General features: G+C 52.0%; 12 protein-coding genes. 3 read left to right on the forward strand and 9 right to left on the reverse strand.

Annotation, left to right across the window (positions count from 1 at the left end; all coding sequences use genetic code 11):
- Position 1: 1 nt before the first annotated feature.
- From cysN to cysG, 3 genes are read right to left on the reverse strand one after another with little or no spacing between them, the layout of a single operon-like run.
- Positions 2-1,426, reverse strand: coding sequence for a sulfate adenylyltransferase subunit CysN (cysN, locus tag BZG73_RS04055; RefSeq protein ID WP_077667666.1), 1,425 nt, complete (start codon positions 1,424-1,426; stop codon positions 2-4).
- A gap of 9 nt (positions 1,427-1,435) precedes the next feature.
- Entirely contained in the window at positions 1,436-2,344 is a 909-nt protein-coding gene (cysD, locus tag BZG73_RS04060; protein WP_077667667.1) for a sulfate adenylyltransferase subunit CysD, read from the reverse strand.
- Between the two features lie 12 nt (positions 2,345-2,356).
- Positions 2,357-3,784 carry a siroheme synthase CysG gene (gene cysG, locus BZG73_RS04065; protein ID WP_077667668.1) on the reverse strand — a complete coding sequence of 476 codons (1,428 nt, stop codon included), beginning with the start codon at positions 3,782-3,784 and terminating at the stop codon, positions 2,357-2,359.
- Between the two features lie 291 nt (positions 3,785-4,075).
- On the opposite strand from cysG, the gene cpdB reads away from it, so the two are divergent.
- Together cpdB and BZG73_RS04075 are read left to right on the forward strand one after the other, a co-directional pair.
- Positions 4,076-6,031 (forward strand): 2',3'-cyclic-nucleotide 2'-phosphodiesterase, encoded by a 1,956-nt coding sequence (gene cpdB / locus BZG73_RS04070; protein WP_370517157.1) that lies wholly within the window; start codon positions 4,076-4,078, stop codon positions 6,029-6,031.
- A gap of 79 nt (positions 6,032-6,110) precedes the next feature.
- Positions 6,111-6,578: a GNAT family N-acetyltransferase gene (locus BZG73_RS04075; protein ID WP_077667670.1), complete on the forward strand. Its 468-nt coding sequence runs from the start codon at positions 6,111-6,113 to the stop codon at positions 6,576-6,578.
- A gap of 56 nt (positions 6,579-6,634) precedes the next feature.
- Here the strand turns inward: BZG73_RS04075 and BZG73_RS04080 are convergent, their stop codons facing one another.
- On the reverse strand, positions 6,635-8,266 hold the full coding sequence (locus BZG73_RS04080) for a methyl-accepting chemotaxis protein (RefSeq protein WP_077667671.1): 1,632 nt from the start codon (positions 8,264-8,266) through the stop codon (positions 6,635-6,637).
- A gap of 372 nt (positions 8,267-8,638) precedes the next feature.
- Positions 8,639-9,259, reverse strand: coding sequence for a LysM-like peptidoglycan-binding domain-containing protein (locus BZG73_RS04085; protein ID WP_158075266.1), 621 nt, complete (start codon positions 9,257-9,259; stop codon positions 8,639-8,641).
- Between the two features lie 125 nt (positions 9,260-9,384).
- Between BZG73_RS04085 and BZG73_RS04090 the strand changes: the two genes are divergently transcribed.
- Entirely contained in the window at positions 9,385-10,005 is a 621-nt protein-coding gene (locus BZG73_RS04090) for an FKBP-type peptidyl-prolyl cis-trans isomerase (RefSeq protein ID WP_077667673.1), read from the forward strand.
- Between the two features lie 78 nt (positions 10,006-10,083).
- Here the strand turns inward: BZG73_RS04090 and alr are convergent, their stop codons facing one another.
- From alr to BZG73_RS04110, 4 genes are all read right to left on the reverse strand, one after another.
- Entirely contained in the window at positions 10,084-11,319 is a 1,236-nt protein-coding gene (gene alr, locus BZG73_RS04095) for an alanine racemase (protein ID WP_077667674.1), read from the reverse strand.
- A gap of 227 nt (positions 11,320-11,546) precedes the next feature.
- Positions 11,547-12,326: a phosphoadenylyl-sulfate reductase gene (locus BZG73_RS04100; RefSeq protein ID WP_077667675.1), complete on the reverse strand. Its 780-nt coding sequence runs from the start codon at positions 12,324-12,326 to the stop codon at positions 11,547-11,549.
- Positions 12,319-14,034: an assimilatory sulfite reductase (NADPH) hemoprotein subunit gene (gene cysI / locus BZG73_RS04105; RefSeq protein WP_077667676.1), complete on the reverse strand. Its 1,716-nt coding sequence runs from the start codon at positions 14,032-14,034 to the stop codon at positions 12,319-12,321. Before cysI ends, BZG73_RS04100 begins: the two co-directional genes overlap by 8 nt.
- Positions 14,034-15,842, reverse strand: a complete 1,809-nt coding sequence (locus tag BZG73_RS04110; RefSeq protein WP_077667677.1) for an assimilatory sulfite reductase (NADPH) flavoprotein subunit — start codon at positions 15,840-15,842, stop codon at positions 14,034-14,036. Before BZG73_RS04110 ends, cysI begins: the two co-directional genes overlap by 1 nt.
- Between the last annotated feature and the right edge of the window lie 95 nt (positions 15,843-15,937).

Below are 15,937 nucleotides of genomic sequence, written 5' to 3' on the forward strand. Positions count from 1 at the left end.
TTTATCCCAGTTGACGCAGATCCCGCGCTTGCCAATGCGGAAAGTGCTTGCGGATCAGCTGGTTCAACTCAAGCTCAAACGCTGAGAACGACGAGGTGGTTTGCGGCTGCGTCTCCGCCACATGACGGATCATGCCCGCGCCGACCGTCACATTGGTGAGGCGATCAATCAGGATAAAGCCACCGGTATTCGGACTATCGTGATAGGTATCCAGCGGCAACGCTTCGCTCAGGGTCAAGGTGCAACGACCAATGCCATTGAGCGGCAAGGTGTCTGCGTCGTGAGTGTTAAGCGTATTAACATCGACCCCATACGACAGCGCCTCAACCTGCGCCGAGGTTTTCTTGCTGGCCAACTTAATCTCGTATTCGCGCCCCGGTGCCAGTGGGGTTTGCGTCATCCACACCACATCGGCGTCAAATCGTTGACCCACCGCCACGTCATCATCCGCACGCACCAAGAGATCGCCACGCGAGATATCAATTTCTTTGTCCAATGTGATAGTGACCGCTTGACCGCTAAAGGCAAATTCACGATCACCGTCAAAGGTAACGATGCGCGCGACCTTCGCGGTAAGCCCAGAAGGGAGTACCTTAACCTCATCGCCTACATGCAACTCGCCACTGGCAAGAGTGCCTGCATAGCCACGGAAGTTCAGATCCGGTCGATTGACATACTGCACAGGAAAACGGAACGCGCCCGTCCCGCGCGATTTTTCAATATCGATGGCTTCTAGCTGGCTGAGCAACGGCTCGCCTTGATACCACGCCATTGCGTCACTGGCATTGACCACGTTGTCGCCTTCCAGTGCCGACAAAGGCACCATAGACACTGACAAGCCGGGGTTGAGCTGATCGGCAAACGCCAGATACTGCTGTTGAATTTCATCAAACCGAGCTTGGCTATATGCCACCAAGTCCATCTTATTTACCGCTACCACAAAATGCTGAATACCCAGCAAGTTAGCGATATACGAGTGGCGACGAGTCTGATCCAAGATGCCGTGGCGCGCGTCGATTAAGATCACCGCCACATCACAGGTCGACGCACCGGTGGCCATATTACGGGTGTACTGCTCATGGCCGGGGGTATCGGCGATGATAAACTTACGCTTGGAGGTGGAGAAATAACGATACGCCACATCAATGGTGATCCCCTGCTCGCGCTCAGCTTGCAGGCCGTCTACCAGTAGCGCCAGATCCGGTTTCTCGCCCGTGGTACCGACACGCTGGCTATCGGCATGGACAGCAGCCAGCTGATCTTCATAGATCTGCTGCGAGTCATGCAGCAAGCGGCCAATTAAGGTCGACTTACCATCATCGACCGAACCACAGGTCAAAAAGCGCAATAAACTTTTGTGTTGGTGCTGTTGCAGATAGCCCTCAATACCCAGATCGGCCACCTGTTGTTGAATTGCTGGATTCATGACTGCTCCTTAGAAATAACCCTGACGCTTTTTGCGCTCCATGGATCCGGACTGATCGTGGTCGATCGCCCGTCCTTGGCGTTCACTTGAGGTAGCGACCAACATCTCTTCGATGATCTCTGGCAAGGTGTTAGCCTTCGACTCGACTGCCCCGGTTAATGGGTAACAGCCGAGGGTGCGAAAACGCACCGATTTATGGGTCACGGTTTCGTCGGGCCCAATCGGCATCCGCGCATCATCCACCATGTACAAGGTGCCATCGCGCTCTACCACTGGGCGCTCAGCCGCTAAATAAAGCGGAACAATGTCGATATTTTCCAAATAGATGTATTGCCAGATATCGAGCTCAGTCCAGTTAGAGAGCGGAAACACACGGATACTCTCGCCCGGGTTCACTTGACCGTTATAGTTGCGCCACAGCTCTGGCCGTTGGTTTTTCGGATCCCAGCGATGGTTCTTATCGCGGAACGAATAGACACGCTCTTTGGCGCGAGATTTTTCTTCGTCCCGACGCGCGCCGCCAAATGCCGCATCAAACTTATGCTGATCCAGCGCTTGCTTTAGCGCTTGGGTTTTCATGATATCGGTGTGCTTATCGGAGCCGTGATCAAAAGGATTGATCCCCTGAGCCATCCCTTCTGGGTTTTTGTGCACAATCAGATCTAGTCCCAGCTCCTTGGCGGTACGATCACGAAAGGCAATCATGTCGCGAAACTTCCAGTCGGTATCGACATGTAGCAGCGGAAACGGGATCTTTCCGGGGTAAAAAGCTTTGCGCGCCAAATGCAGCATCACTGACGAGTCTTTGCCAATCGAATACAGCATCACGGGGTTATCAAACTCCGCCGCGACTTCCCGCAGTATATGAATGCTCTCGGCTTCTAATTGCTGGAGGTGAGTAAGTGTTTTTACATCCATCCTAACTATCCTTTAAGCGAAGTTAACCACAGCGGTGGGGGCTTGCGTGGGGTCGGCATCGCTTACCGCGCGCCCCTCGCCAAACCATGTCAGCTGACCGGCGAGTGCCGCCACTTCGCCCACCACGATCAGCGCGGGCGACGCAGCTTGCTCAGCCAGCGAGGGTAAGTTGTTGAGTTGACCGGTAAAGACTTTCTGTTCCGGACGCGTGCCGTTTTCAATCACCGCCACAGGGGTGTCCGGCGCTCGACCGTGAGCAATCAGTTGGTTTTGAATATGGGCCGATTTCATCAAGCCCATATAAATCACCAAGGTCTGACGCGGGCGGGCTAACGTCGCCCACTCCAAGGTATCTTGTTCTTTTTTCAAATGACCGGTAATAAACAGCGCGGTCTGGGCATGATCGCGATGGGTGAGCGGAATACCGGCATAGGCCGTCGCCCCTGCCGCCGCAGTGATCCCGGGCACCACTTGAAACGAGACACCGGCGTTGGCAAGGGTTTGTAATTCCTCACCACCACGGCCAAACATAAAGGGATCGCCCCCTTTTAAGCGCACCACCCGTTTTCCGGCTTGAGCATGCTCGACCAACAGACGATTAATGTCGTCTTGGCTCACACTGTGGTAGCTCGCCCGTTTGCCCACACAGATCAGCTCCGCATCTCGGCGGCACAGCTCCATAATCGGTTCAGCCACCAAGTAGTCGTAAAGCACCACATCGGCTTGCTGCATCAATTGCAACGCGCGCAAGGTCAATAACCCAGGATCCCCTGGCCCAGCGCCAATCAACGCCACTTCGCCTTGGGTGGTGATTTGTCCGCTAAGCTGCTCCAGCGCTTGCTCGGCTTGCTGGTGTTTGCCCGCCGCGACTAAATCGGCAAACCGCCCACTAAAAGCGGCCTCCCAGAATTTGCGCCGCCCCGTTAAGGTCGGAATGCGCGCTTTCAGTTTGTCGCGAAACGCGCCCGCCATTGCCGCCATCTTGCCAATATGCTGCGGCACCAAGGTTTCAATTTTTTCACGTAGCATCCGCGCCAATACCGGCGCTTTGCCGCCCGATGAAATGGCAATAATGATCGGGGAGCGATCAACCAAAGAAGGGACAATAAAGCTGCATTTAGGGGTATCATCAACGACATTGACCAAAACATTGCGGCTATCAGCGGCGGTGGAGACCAGCTCATTGACAAGGGCATTGTCAGTCGCCGCAATCGCCAGCATCTTTCCGTCCAGATGATCGGGACGAAACGCCTCACGCAATACCGTCAGCTTTCCTTGCGCTTGCGCCTCCGCAATTTCACGGTCGACGTCAGGGGCAACCACAGTGACCGCTGCGCCCACCTTGAGCAACATGCGCGTTTTGCGCCATGCAACTTCGCCGCCCCCTACCACGAGGCAAGGACGATGTTTGAGCTGAGCAAAGAGGGGGAGATAATCCATGATCGCGCATTCCCTTGATGACAATACCGCCACTATATCGCCCCACATCTATTACCTGAAATTCTATAAATTCATTTTTTATTCTTTTTTGTGCTTAATAGATCTGAAGTGTCCTTGCCTGAAAGGATTAACAATGACTGAGATCGCAAAGCGTGCAAGATATCGGTGTTGACCGACAGCCGAGGATAATAAGCCGATCAATCGCACAGCTTTTTAGGTATGATAAACGGCATAATTCATCTGCCTGATAACTAACGCACATTTTTCACTGGAGACTTTGTTATGCGTTTGATGCCATCTGCTGTCGCCACTGCTGTGGTAGCCGGCTTATTTGCCGCCTCTGGCAGTGCCTTTGCCGACACCATTAACCTACGTGTGATTGAAACCACCGACATTCACACCAACGTGATGGATTATGACTACTACAAAAACAAACCGTCACAAAAAATCGGCTTGGTTCGCGCCGCCACTGTGGTTAAGCAAGCGCGTGATGAAGCAAAAAACGCACTATTGGTGGATAACGGAGACCTGATTCAAGGCAGCCCGATGGGCGACTACATGGCCAGCAAAGGCATTAAACCCGGTGAAGTACATCCGGTATATAAAGCGATGAACTTGCTCAATTATGAAGTGGGTAACATCGGTAACCATGAGTTCAACTACGGCTTAGCATTCTTAAAAGAGTCGATTAACGACGCCAACTTCCCGTATATCAACGCCAACGTGTTCGATGCAGAGACTGGCGAGCATTACTTTGACCCGTATTTAATTAAAGAATACCAACTCAAAGATGAAGACGGTGACAGCCATACCATCAAAGTCGGCTACATCGGCTTTGTGCCGCCGCAGATCATGACTTGGGATAAAGCCAACCTTGAAGGCAAAGTGATCGCCAAAGACATTAAACAAACCGCTGAAAAGCTCGTCCCAGAGATGAAAGCCAAGGGTGCTGACGTGGTGGTGGCAATCCCACACTCTGGTATCTCCCAAGCGCCGTATAAAGCGATGGCTGAAGATTCCGTGTATTACCTCACCGATGTCGACGGCATTGATGCCATTGCCTTTGGTCACTCGCACGCGGTATTCCCTGGCGAGGACTTTGCCAATATTCCCGGCGCGGATATCGAAAAAGGCACCATCAATGGCGTGGCCAGTGTGATGGCTGGCCGCTGGGGCAGCCACGTCGGGGTGATTGATCTCGCCCTCGAGCAAGTGGACGGTCAATGGCAAGTCACTGATAGTAACGCGCATGCGCGACCCATTTTTGACCGCGCCAACAATAAGGCATTGGTTGAAGCCGATAAGGCGATGCTTGATGCGGTAGAAGCCGATCATAAAGCCACACAAGATTTTGTGAATCAACCAATCGGCAAAGCCAATGATGTGATGTACTCTTATTTGGCATTGCTACAAGATGACCCAACCGTACAAATCGTCAATCTCGCTCAGCAAGATTATGTCGAGCGCATGATCCAAGGCGACCCAGATTTGGCCGACCTTCCGGTTGTCTCTGCCGCTGCGCCCTTTAAGGCCGGTGGACGCAAAAACGATCCGAGCAACTTTACGGAAGTGGAAGCCGGTCAACTGACCTTCCGCAACGCCGCCGATCTTTACCTATATCCGAATACCTTGGTGGCGCTGAAAGTCTCTGGCGCCGAACTCACCCAATGGCTGGAGTGCAGCGCCGGCCAGTTTAATCAAATCGATCCAAACGCAGCGCAGCCGCAATCGCTGATAAACTGGGACGGTTTCCGCACCTATAACTTTGACGTGATTGATGGGGTGGAATACCAAATTGATGTCACCCAGCCCGCGCGTTACGACGGCGATTGTAATGAAGTGAACCCAGAGGCATCACGGATCGTCAACCTCACCTATCAAGGCGAGCCGGTTGATCCCGAGCAAACCTTCTTGGTGGCGACCAATAACTACCGTGCGTATGGGGCGAAGTTTCCAGGTACCGGCAGCGATCATATTGCCTTTGCCGCGCCGGATGAAAACCGCACCGTGGTCGCCAACTACATCAGTCGCGTGAGTGAAGAGGAAGGTGAGGTGACCGTTAGCGCTGACAATAACTGGTCGATTGCCCCGATTAAGGGAGATGCCGTGGTGAGCTTTGAAACCTCCCCGAGTGAGCAAGCAGCGCAGTTTATTGAGCAAAAAGGCCGCTGGTCGATGACGCGAGAAGGAAAAGATGAGGTCGGATTTGCCGTTTATCATGTTGATTTAGGCCAACCTCGCCAGTAATTAACACAGAAAGATAAATAGCCTTTGAATACCGCAGCCTGTCTGCGGTATTTTTTATGTGCAATCAAGAGGAAATGACATGGAATGGCAACAGGCAACCTTTGATGCGCTGGATACCCGCACCTTATTCACACTGATGAAATTGCGTGTCGATGTGTTTGTGGTCGAGCAAGCCTGCGCCTATCCAGAGCTGGACACGCACGATACCGCGTCAGATACCGTGCATTTAATGGGCTGGCTAAACGGCGAGCTTGCCGCCTATGCCCGCATTCTCGCCCCTGGGGTAAGTTACTCAGGGAGCAGTATTGGTCGCGTGATTATTGCGCCCGCTCACCGAAACGGTCAATGGGGGCATCAATTGGTTCGCCACGCGATTCAGGCTTGCCAGCAACATTGGCCACATGATGATATTGAGATTGGCGCACAAACACATTTACAGCGGTTTTATCAAACCCATGGCTTTTCGGCGTTTTCCGACGCCTACTTAGAAGATGGGATCCCCCATATTGATATGCGTTTATCGGTGAGTGACGCATCCGCCGTTTAAAGCAAAAAATCCCGCTGAATCAGCGGGATTTTGTTTTCATCTATTGGCGGTACGACCTATTTAGTTAGACGGAAACGCTGCATAGTGCTTTGCAGTGATTGCGCCAATTGGCTCAGTTCGCTACAGGCTTGCGCGGTTTGATCGGCGCCCCCCGCCACTTCTTGGGCTGAGTCATTGATGCGCTCGATATTGCGGCTTAGCTCATCCGCTACCGAGTCTTGCTCACCACAAGCACTGGCGATCTGCATACCCATATCAGCAATATTTTCCACTGAGGTTTCAATCCCACGCACCAATTGCTGCGCCTGATCGCCCTGCTCCACACATTGCTCGATGCTCTCACAACTTTGGGTGGTAGCATTGCTAGCCTGAGTTGCAAACTGCTGCAGTTTCTCAATGATGGTGGTGATTTCACCGGTCGAGTCTTGCGTCCGGCCCGCCAGGGTGCGCACTTCATCCGCGACCACCGCAAAGCCACGACCAGACTCACCCGCACGCGCCGCCTCAATTGCCGCGTTCAAGGCCAACAAGTTGGTTTGCTCTGCGATATCACGAATCACATCCACCACCATGTTGATTTGTTTCGACTGCTGATCCAACYCATTAACGGTATCGCCGGTTTGACGCATGTCCTCGGCAACTTTACGAATCGAAGCTACCATACCGTCAATGTCTTGTGCGCCCATGCGAGACTGCTCACTCGCTTCATTGGCCGCGGTGGATGAGCTCTCGGTGTTCTGCGCCACATCCGCCACGGTGGCTTTCATTKGCGCCATCGCGGTCGCCACTTGCGACACTTCGTGTTGCTGATTTTGCATCCCCGTCGAGGTTTGGCTCGATACCGCACTCACTTCTTCGACCGCACTGCTTAGCTGGGTTACCGCGGCAATTACTTCTTCGATTAAGCTGCGCAGGCTGTCTTGCATAGCGATACTGGAATCGGCCAATTTACCCATTTCATCATTGCCAATCTGGCTACGATCTAACTGGTAAGTCAGGTCGCCCTTGGCAATCGCAGACGATTGCTCCATCACTAAACGCAACGGATTGATGATCGCACGAGTAAACACCACTGCCACCACAATCATAAAGGCGATCACCGCAAGCAGTACCCCGATAATGGTCATGCTCACGGTAGAAACTTGGCTAAGCATGGAGGCGCGGTTTTTACCAATAAAGCCTTGCATCAACTCAGACATTTCCGTTAAGGACTTATCTAACTGGCCGAAGGTACCAAATGACTTAGATAAAATTTGTTGTGCCGCGGTCAGTTGCCCGTCTTCAACACGGTCAGGAAAAGCACTGAGCTCTTGATTATATTTGTCCCAATTGTTCTGGATGCGACTGAAAATGGCTTTTTCATCATCGTACCAAAGCGTCTCTTGGTAGGCGTCGAGAGCACGGCTATAATCGCGCTTCATAACATCGATTTCGCCCAAGATTTCACGCCGTGTTGCTGGATCGTCAAAGGTGAGCACCGCATACTGATCTTGACGAATACGTATCATCTCTTCATTGAGTCGTTCGATCTCAAGCACTGCAGGGAGGGTATCGTCAGTAAAGTTCAGCATGTTATCGCGCATGCCGCTGACTTGGGTAAAAATGTAAAACCCAAAGATCACCACAGCGATACCAATTAGGGAAAAAGCCGCCGTAAACTTTTTACCAATAGATAGATTTTTCAACATGGAAAAGCGAGTCCTCAACAAAATAGTGATTAGCGTGTTAATGCCTAGACATCCATGTTGAGGCGGGCTTGCGTGTATCCCCTACACAGCCGGCGCGAATACTAGCACAAAAATTCACCAAAGTGTGACATAAAACTCATTATTCCCTGAAAAAGTATGTCATACACGCTGGTCAAATTCGCAGGCACAGGCGCATAAATTAGCGAATAATCGCTAAAAACCTCCAAGTCACAGCATAAACCCAGCCATATTGACTGATTTATTAAAAAGTAGATGAAAAAAACGCCAATGGCGAATTTATCGGCACGGGAGTTTAAAAAACAAACAAGAAGGGAAGCGTAGGCACGGTGACCCCGTGCCTGAAAAGAAGGACTAGCGTTGGCGCGCAAAGCCACCATCCGATAAACGGAAATACAACACGGACTGACCTGCTTGCGTTTCCACTTGAAGAATGTCGAGCGCGCCACTGTCGGTGCGCTTAAAGCGAATCCATTGACCCGGCTGAATACGGCTAATGGGTTTTCCTTCCCCTTCGATATTGGCAATCGCATAAAGGTCGGTCAGCGCCAAATCATTATCGCGAAACACCTTGGCAAGCGTATCCCCTTGCTCAATTTGGTGGCTCACCCAAGGGCTATTTTCTTTTTTTTCAGTTTGTTGAGTCGCAGGCTCAGCGGTTGACGCCGCGACTGACGAATCATTTTGCGACGCTGACGATACATTCGCCCCTGTATTCAGGGCGACGGGTTGACGAGTTTGGGGCGAGGGGGCTTTGGGCGAGGGACTAGGAAGCACAGCCAACACCAATACAGTCGGGATAAGCACCATCAATAGGCGTCGGTGTAAAGCCGGTAGGCGTTGCCAACCCTGCTTTAGCCCCGTTAAACCATGTAGGCTTTTTACGCTAGGACGGTTTTCCCATCCCGCTGTGAGTTTCTCTCGCCATCCAGCACGCAGTTTGTTCCAGTATGAACGCATTGCTGTTAACTTCATTGCCACTCCGCGCATGTTTTGTTGTTCTGTCCTCATCTTGGACGCCTTATTGGCACAAAAGTTTACCCACGAAACCATCACCTGTTATCCTTTCACACTTTATTGACGCAAAAAAGAGAGACGTTATGTCTGACGTACAACTGGAAACTGTCGAGCAGAAGGCGAGCTATGGCATCGGCCTACAAATGGGCCAACAGCTTGCCGGTAGCGGCCTAGAAGGCTTACATGTTGATGCCATTGCAAAAGGCATCAGCACCGCGCTGGCTGGCGAAATGCCAGAAATTGAAATTGACGACATCAATAACGCACTGCGTGAGCTTCACACAAAAGCAGAAGAAGTTCGTCAAGAGGCTGCAAAAGCACAAGCAGCAGAGGGCGACGCTTTTCTCGCAGACAATGCCAAGCGTGAAGAAGTGACTGTGACAGATTCAGGTTTGCAGTACGAAGTACTGGTACAAGGTGACGGTGACATCCCAACCAGCGACAAGCAGGTGCGTGTTCACTATCATGGTCAATTGATTGACGGCAGTGTATTTGATAGCTCAGTCACGCGTGGTGAGCCGGTTGAATTCCCTGTGACTGGCGTGATTAAAGGTTGGATTGAGGCCCTGCAAATGATGCCGGTTGGCTCTAAGTGGAAGCTCTATGTACCCCAAGACCTTGCCTATGGCGAGCGTGGCGCGGGTGCAGCCATTCCTCCGTTTGCCGCCCTTGTCTTTGAAGTTGAGCTACTCGACATTCTATAAGCGTCTGCCCCATTTCAAATCGGGTCAGGAAGCAAAAAAGCGATGCCGAGGCATCGCTTTTTGTCTTTTAATCCGGCGTTATTGCACGTATTCACGTGGGTTCACCGCGCCCCACCAGCTATAGATTTCGGGGAAAATCACATCCGCATTGGTCTCATACTCCACCGCGCCAATGGTTTGCTCCCCTTGCTGACCGAATAGCACCACTTCGTCATTAGGCGCCACTTGATCCGCAATATCAGTAATATCAACCATAATGGTGTTCATAGAGGCCACCCCGACGACAGGCACTCGATGGCCCTGAATAAGCACATCGGCATCATTACCCATTTTACGTGGGAAACCATCCGAGTAGCCGATCGGTAGGTTAGCCAAGATAGAGTCACGCTCCAAGGTATAAGTGCTGTCATAACCGACCGTGCTACCGGCAGGCAAATGATGCATAGAGGCCACCTTGGTCTTAAAGCTCATGATGGGCGGGAACTCTCGGTTTGTAGGCTGATCACCATACAGGGCACCGCCAGGGCGAACCATATCAAAATGACCCTCTGGCACGTTTAAAGTGACAAACGAGTTCGCCGCATGCAGCAAGACATCTTCACGCTTCAAGTCTGCCTGTTCAATCAACCACTCACTGTTGGTTTTAAATTGTCCTAACTTGCTGCGCACATAATCGGCTTCGTAGTTAGGAAAGTGCGTCATGATACCGACCACGTTAAAACGCGGGTCAGTGGCAATATCCAACGCGACTTGCTTACCCGCTTCCTCGTTCATCTCGATGCCATTGCGGCCCATTCCACCGGCATTAAACGCCATATGGACTGGAATGGTAATATCATGTTTCTCGGCAAGCTGACGCATTTGTTCGGCTTGCTCTGCCGACCCAATCAGCTCTTGCATATTCAATGCTAATGCGCTCTCCATTTCCTGTAAGGTCGCGGTGCGCACACGCAAGATCTCGCCGGTAAAACCGCCTTCACGCAAGGTCCGCGCTTCTTCATTGCTAGCAATGCCAACACAATCAATGCCACTGGCAATCACAGTAGGTAAAAGACCAGCAATACCATTGCCATAGGCATCGGCTTTCATGACCACACAAATCTTGGTGCCTTCGCTGACTTTCTGCTGCACACGTTGAATATTGTCGCCAAAGGTGGAGGTGCTCACTTCTAGCCAGCCGTTGCCATGCCCCATATAACGATTGCCGGTATCAGGCGTCGACGGCGTAGGCGAGGAGTAATCCATGACGGCGGGTGCCCCAAGGGCAACGACACCGGCGACGGCAAGCGCCACTAAAGAGAATTTTTTGTTCATAAGCTTCACTGTTGGTCACATAAATGGAGCATCCGTGACGTGTTAAATAAAAGCTGACCGCTTTTATTTATGCCTCCTGGCAATGCGCGCTGTTTATATCACAGAACACTTCACGGCTGACGAGTCACTCAATAAAAAAGATAGACAAGTTCCGCGTGTTTGAACAAAAAAACGCCACCCTAGGGTGACGTTTGAGAGAAGCGTTGTCGCAGACAAGACTCAACACGCTATATGCCAGCGCCATCATTCAAGTCATCTTCGTGCAATCCACATTCACGTTTTAAGCCAAAAAAGCGTGTTTGTTCATCTCGCATACCTGGCTCCAAGCGCTGGGTGGTATGCACATCCCCTACCGACACATAGCCTTGGTCTCGCAAGGGATGATGCGGCAAATCATGCTCGCGCAAGTAGTCGTCCACCGCTTGGTTTGACCAATCAATCACGGGCAAGAACTTAAATACTCCATGCTGGACACTGAGTATCGGCAGATTGGCGCGAGAGTCTGATTGACCCCGGCGCAATCCCGACAACCAGGTGCCGGCGTTTAGCTCTCGCAACGCGCGCTTCATCGGCTCGACTTTGTTGATGTGATTGTATTGGGTGATCCCCTCCACCCCTTGCTCCCACAGTTGGCCATAACGCGCTTCCTGCCAAGCGGGGCTAAGTGCGGCGCGATACACCCGTAAGTCCAAATCCAACCTTGTGGTTAAGGTATCGATAAACCGATAGGTCTCTGCAAACAAGTAACCCGTGTCGGTTAAAATCACTGGAATATCCGACTTCACCTGGCTGACCAAGTGCAGCATCAATGCCGCTTGCACCCCAAAGCTCGACGAGAGGACAAACTGCCCTTCAAGGTGCTCTAACGCCCAGGCGACACGCTCAGATGCCGAGAGTGCCTCCAAGGTGGCATTCACCTCCGCCAATGCCAAGGCTTGCTGGCTTTTATTCATCGCGGCAATGTCAGCTAAGGCCAACGTCGCGTTAGTTTGAACGGTTTCAGGCATAAAAATCCCTCTTAGATACATGCACGGGAGCAATCACCTCGCGGCGGATCAAGAAATCACCAAAGTGCTCACCCGCTTCGCGCTCTGTCGCCCAGCGACCAATCAACTGATCCAATTCTTCAAGGATCTGACGATCGGTGATGTTCTCTTTGTACATTTTGGGGATCCGGGTACCTTCCCAATTCCCACCTAAATGCAAGTTATAACGACCCGGCGCTTTACCCACCAAACCCACTTCTGCCAACATGGCGCGGCCACAGCCGTTCGGGCACCCCGTTACACGCAGTACAATCGGATCATCTTGCACCTGATGTTTTTGCTGAATTTTCTCCACTTCCGTGACGAAGTCCGGCAAGAAGCGTTCGGCTTCAGCCATCGCCAGTGGACACGTTGGGAAGGAGACACACGCCATCGAGTTGGTGCGCTGCACACTGTGTTCGTCATCAATTAAACGGTAACGGCGCGCTAACGCCTCAATCTCGTCTTTTTGCGCTTCCGGGATCCCCGCGATGATCAGGTTTTGATTCGCGGTCATGCGGAAGTCGCCCTGATGAATTTTAGCTATCTCCGCCATGCCGGTTTTGAGTGGTTTTTCTGGCGTATCACGCAAACGGCCATTTTCGATAAACAGGGCAAGGTGGTATTTGCCGTCAATGCCTTTGGTCCAGCCTAAGCGATCGCCGCGTCCGGTAAAGGTATAAGGCCGGCTTGGTGCAAAGCTCACCCCAGCACGCTTTTCCACTTCCGCTTTGAACACATCCGCGCCCACGCGATCAAGGGTGTACTTGGTTTTGGCATTTTTACGGTTTGAACGGTTCCCCCAATCACGCTGGGTGGTGACCACGGCCTCAGCAATCTGCAACGTATGTTCAAGCGGAATAAAGCCAAAGTCATCGGCACGACGCGGGTAGGTATTGGTGTCACCATGGGTCATCGCCAGCCCGCCACCGACGAGAACGTTAAAGCCAATTAGCTGTCCGTTTTCCGCAATCGCGACAAAATTAAGATCGTTGGCGTGCACATCCACATCGTTTTGTGGCGGGATCACCACCGTGGTCTTGAACTTGCGCGGCAGATAGCGCTCACCCAAAATCGGCTCTTTGTCTTGGCTACCTTCGACTTTTTCACCATCAAGCCAAATCTCTGCGTAAGCGCGGGTTTTAGGCAGCAAGTGCTCGCTGATGCGCTTTGCCCAATCATAGGCTTGCTGATGGAGCTCTGACTCCACCGGGTTAGAGGTGCACAACACGTTGCGGTTCACATCGCCGGCGGTGGCAATCGAGTCAATGCCATATTCATTCAAGGTCTGGTGCATAAGCTTGATATTCGGCTTAAGGACACCATGAAACTGAAAGGTTTGTCGGGTAGTCAGGCGAATACTGCCATAGAGCGAGCTTTCAAGGGCAAACTTGTCAATCGCTAACCATTGCTGGGGCGTAATAATCCCGCCCGGCATCCGCGCTCGCAACATCACATTATGCAGCGGCTCCAGTTTTTGCTTTTGCCGCTCAGCGCGAATATCGCGATCGTCTTGCTGATACATGCCGTGAAAACGGATCAGCTGGAAGTTATCATCGGTAAACCCCCCCGTGATCGAATCCTGTAAGTCTTGATCAATGGTGCCACGCAAGTAATCACTTTGCTCTTTCAAACGCTCATTATCGGCCAGTGGGCCCAGTGTATCGCCCGCAAATTTCTGTTCACTCATTAGTACACATCCCTTTGATAGCGCTTATCTTTGCGCAATTCATTAATAAAGGTTTCCGCTTGCTCACGGCTTTGTTGACCCTGTGTCTGGGCAATCTCAATTAAGGCTTCATGGACATCTTTCGCCATTTGGTTGGCATCACCACACACATAGATGTAAGCGCCATTTGATAGCCATTGCCACACTGTCTCAGCACGCGCGAGCAACCGGTGCTGGACATACACTTTCTCAGCCTGATCGCGGCTAAAGGCCACATCCATCCGCGTCAGCAGGCCAGATTTAAGGTATTGCTGCCATTCAACCTGATAGAGGAAATCGTCAGTAAAGGTGCGATCGCCAAAGAACAACCAGTTATCGCCTTTCGCCTCGCGTTGCTCTCGCTCTTGCAAGAAGGAGCGGAACGGCGCGATACCGGTACCTGGACCAATCATAATAATGGGGGTGTCATCACTGGTTGGCAGTTTGAAGTTATCGTTGTGCTCAACAAACACCTTAACCGTCTCGGCCGCTTCAGCGCGGTGGGCGAGAAAGCTCGAGGCGCCGCCTTGGCGTGATTCTCCGCTCTCATGCTGATAATCCACCAGCCCGACTGTGAGGTGCACTTCGTCCTCCACTTCCGCTTGGCTAGAGGCGATCGAGTACAAACGCGGAGTCAGTCGGCGCAATATCGATTGAAACTGCTCGACATTCAGGTTGACGTCCGCCAGTGCCAGCACATCAATCAGCTGAGTGCGATTCGCGAACTCGCGCAAGGCGGCTTTGTCTTCGGTCAATGCGGTGAGTGTGTCGCTTTCCGATAACGCCGCCAACGCTGTGATCTGCTGCGGGTTAGAAGCGGTGATCTCATAGTGGGCAATTAACGCGTCTCGCAACGAGAGGCTGTCACCACCGATATCGACGGTTTCATCGCCACGCAGGCCCACCTTGGCGACGATGCTGTCCACCAGTTCGGGATCATTTTGATACCATACGCCCAACGCATCACCCGGTTGATATTCAATGCCGGATTCATCGAGATCGAGTTCAATATGGTAAACCGCTTTATCTGAGCCTCGTCCGGTAATGCGCTGGCAGGTGAGTAGCTCGGCCGTGTACGGGGATTGTTTGGTGTATTTTGCCTGCGCGGTAGCTTGATGGAGAGGCACCACCTGCGCATCGCCACTGGCCTGAAACTGCTGCTTCACCTCGGCTAAGGTTTGCTCTCGCCAAGCACTGGCAGTGGCTTCATAATCCACATCACAATCAAGACGCGCGACCATCGGCTTGGCGCCAAGCTTTTGCAAGAAGGCATCAAAGTCTTTCCCCGTCTGGCAGAAGTACTCATAGCTCGAATCCCCCAAGCTCAACACCGCATAATGCAGGTGATCAAGTTTGGGCGCTTTCTTGGATTGCAAAAATTCATGCAGCTCAATGGCGTTATCCGGCGGCTCGCCTTCTCCATTGGTCGAGGCGACGATCACAACATGGGTTTCTTTGCCCAGTTGCTTACCTTTGTAGTTATCTGCCGCCACCAATTTGGCTGGGATCCCAGCCGCTTCCGCTTCCTGATGCAGCGCCTCCGCCACGCCTTTAGCGTTGCCGGTTTGTGACGCATACAAAATGGTCAGAGTCTGGTTAGGGGCAGAACTGGCTTGTGGCATAGCATTGGGTGCCGCCGCTTCACCAGCAGGTGTTTGGCTTAACCCCCAAAAATAACCACTAATCCAGGCCAGTTGCTGCGGTGACAACTCCGCCACGGCTTGTTGCAACTGGCCTATTTGCTGATCATTAAGCGGGCTGGTTAACCCGGAGAGATCCTTGAGTAACATGGTGACGACATTCCTTGCTAACATTGCGTGAATGCTAGCGTACCCTCACCAATTAATAACAATAAAGAATAGATACGAATGTTTTATAACGTTTT

This window comes from Salinivibrio siamensis (genome assembly GCF_001996005.1).
GTDB classification, from domain to species: Bacteria; Pseudomonadota; Gammaproteobacteria; order Enterobacterales; family Vibrionaceae; genus Salinivibrio; species Salinivibrio siamensis.

Bases quoted from the DNA above. Each gene is read 5' to 3' on its own strand.
- BZG73_RS04075 (WP_077667670.1), top strand. From the start codon at position 6,111: ATGGAATGGCAACAGGCAACCTTTGATGCGCTGGATACCCGCACCTTA.
- alr (WP_077667674.1), bottom strand. From the start codon at position 11,319: ATGAACAAAAAATTCTCTTTAGTGGCGCTTGCCGTCGCCGGTGTCGTT.
- BZG73_RS04110 (WP_077667677.1), bottom strand. From the start codon at position 15,842: ATGTTACTCAAGGATCTCTCCGGGTTAACCAGCCCGCTTAATGATCAG.
- cysI (WP_077667676.1), bottom strand. From the start codon at position 14,034: ATGAGTGAACAGAAATTTGCGGGCGATACACTGGGCCCACTGGCCGAT.
- BZG73_RS04090 (WP_077667673.1), top strand. From the start codon at position 9,385: ATGTCTGACGTACAACTGGAAACTGTCGAGCAGAAGGCGAGCTATGGC.
- cysN (WP_077667666.1), bottom strand. From the start codon at position 1,426: ATGAATCCAGCAATTCAACAACAGGTGGCCGATCTGGGTATTGAGGGC.
- cpdB (WP_370517157.1), top strand. From the start codon at position 4,076: ATGCCATCTGCTGTCGCCACTGCTGTGGTAGCCGGCTTATTTGCCGCC.
- cysD (WP_077667667.1), bottom strand. From the start codon at position 2,344: ATGGATGTAAAAACACTTACTCACCTCCAGCAATTAGAAGCCGAGAGC.
- BZG73_RS04100 (WP_077667675.1), bottom strand. From the start codon at position 12,326: ATGCCTGAAACCGTTCAAACTAACGCGACGTTGGCCTTAGCTGACATT.
- BZG73_RS04085 (WP_158075266.1), bottom strand. From the start codon at position 9,259: ATGAAGTTAACAGCAATGCGTTCATACTGGAACAAACTGCGTGCTGGA.
- cysG (WP_077667668.1), bottom strand. From the start codon at position 3,784: ATGGATTATCTCCCCCTCTTTGCTCAGCTCAAACATCGTCCTTGCCTC.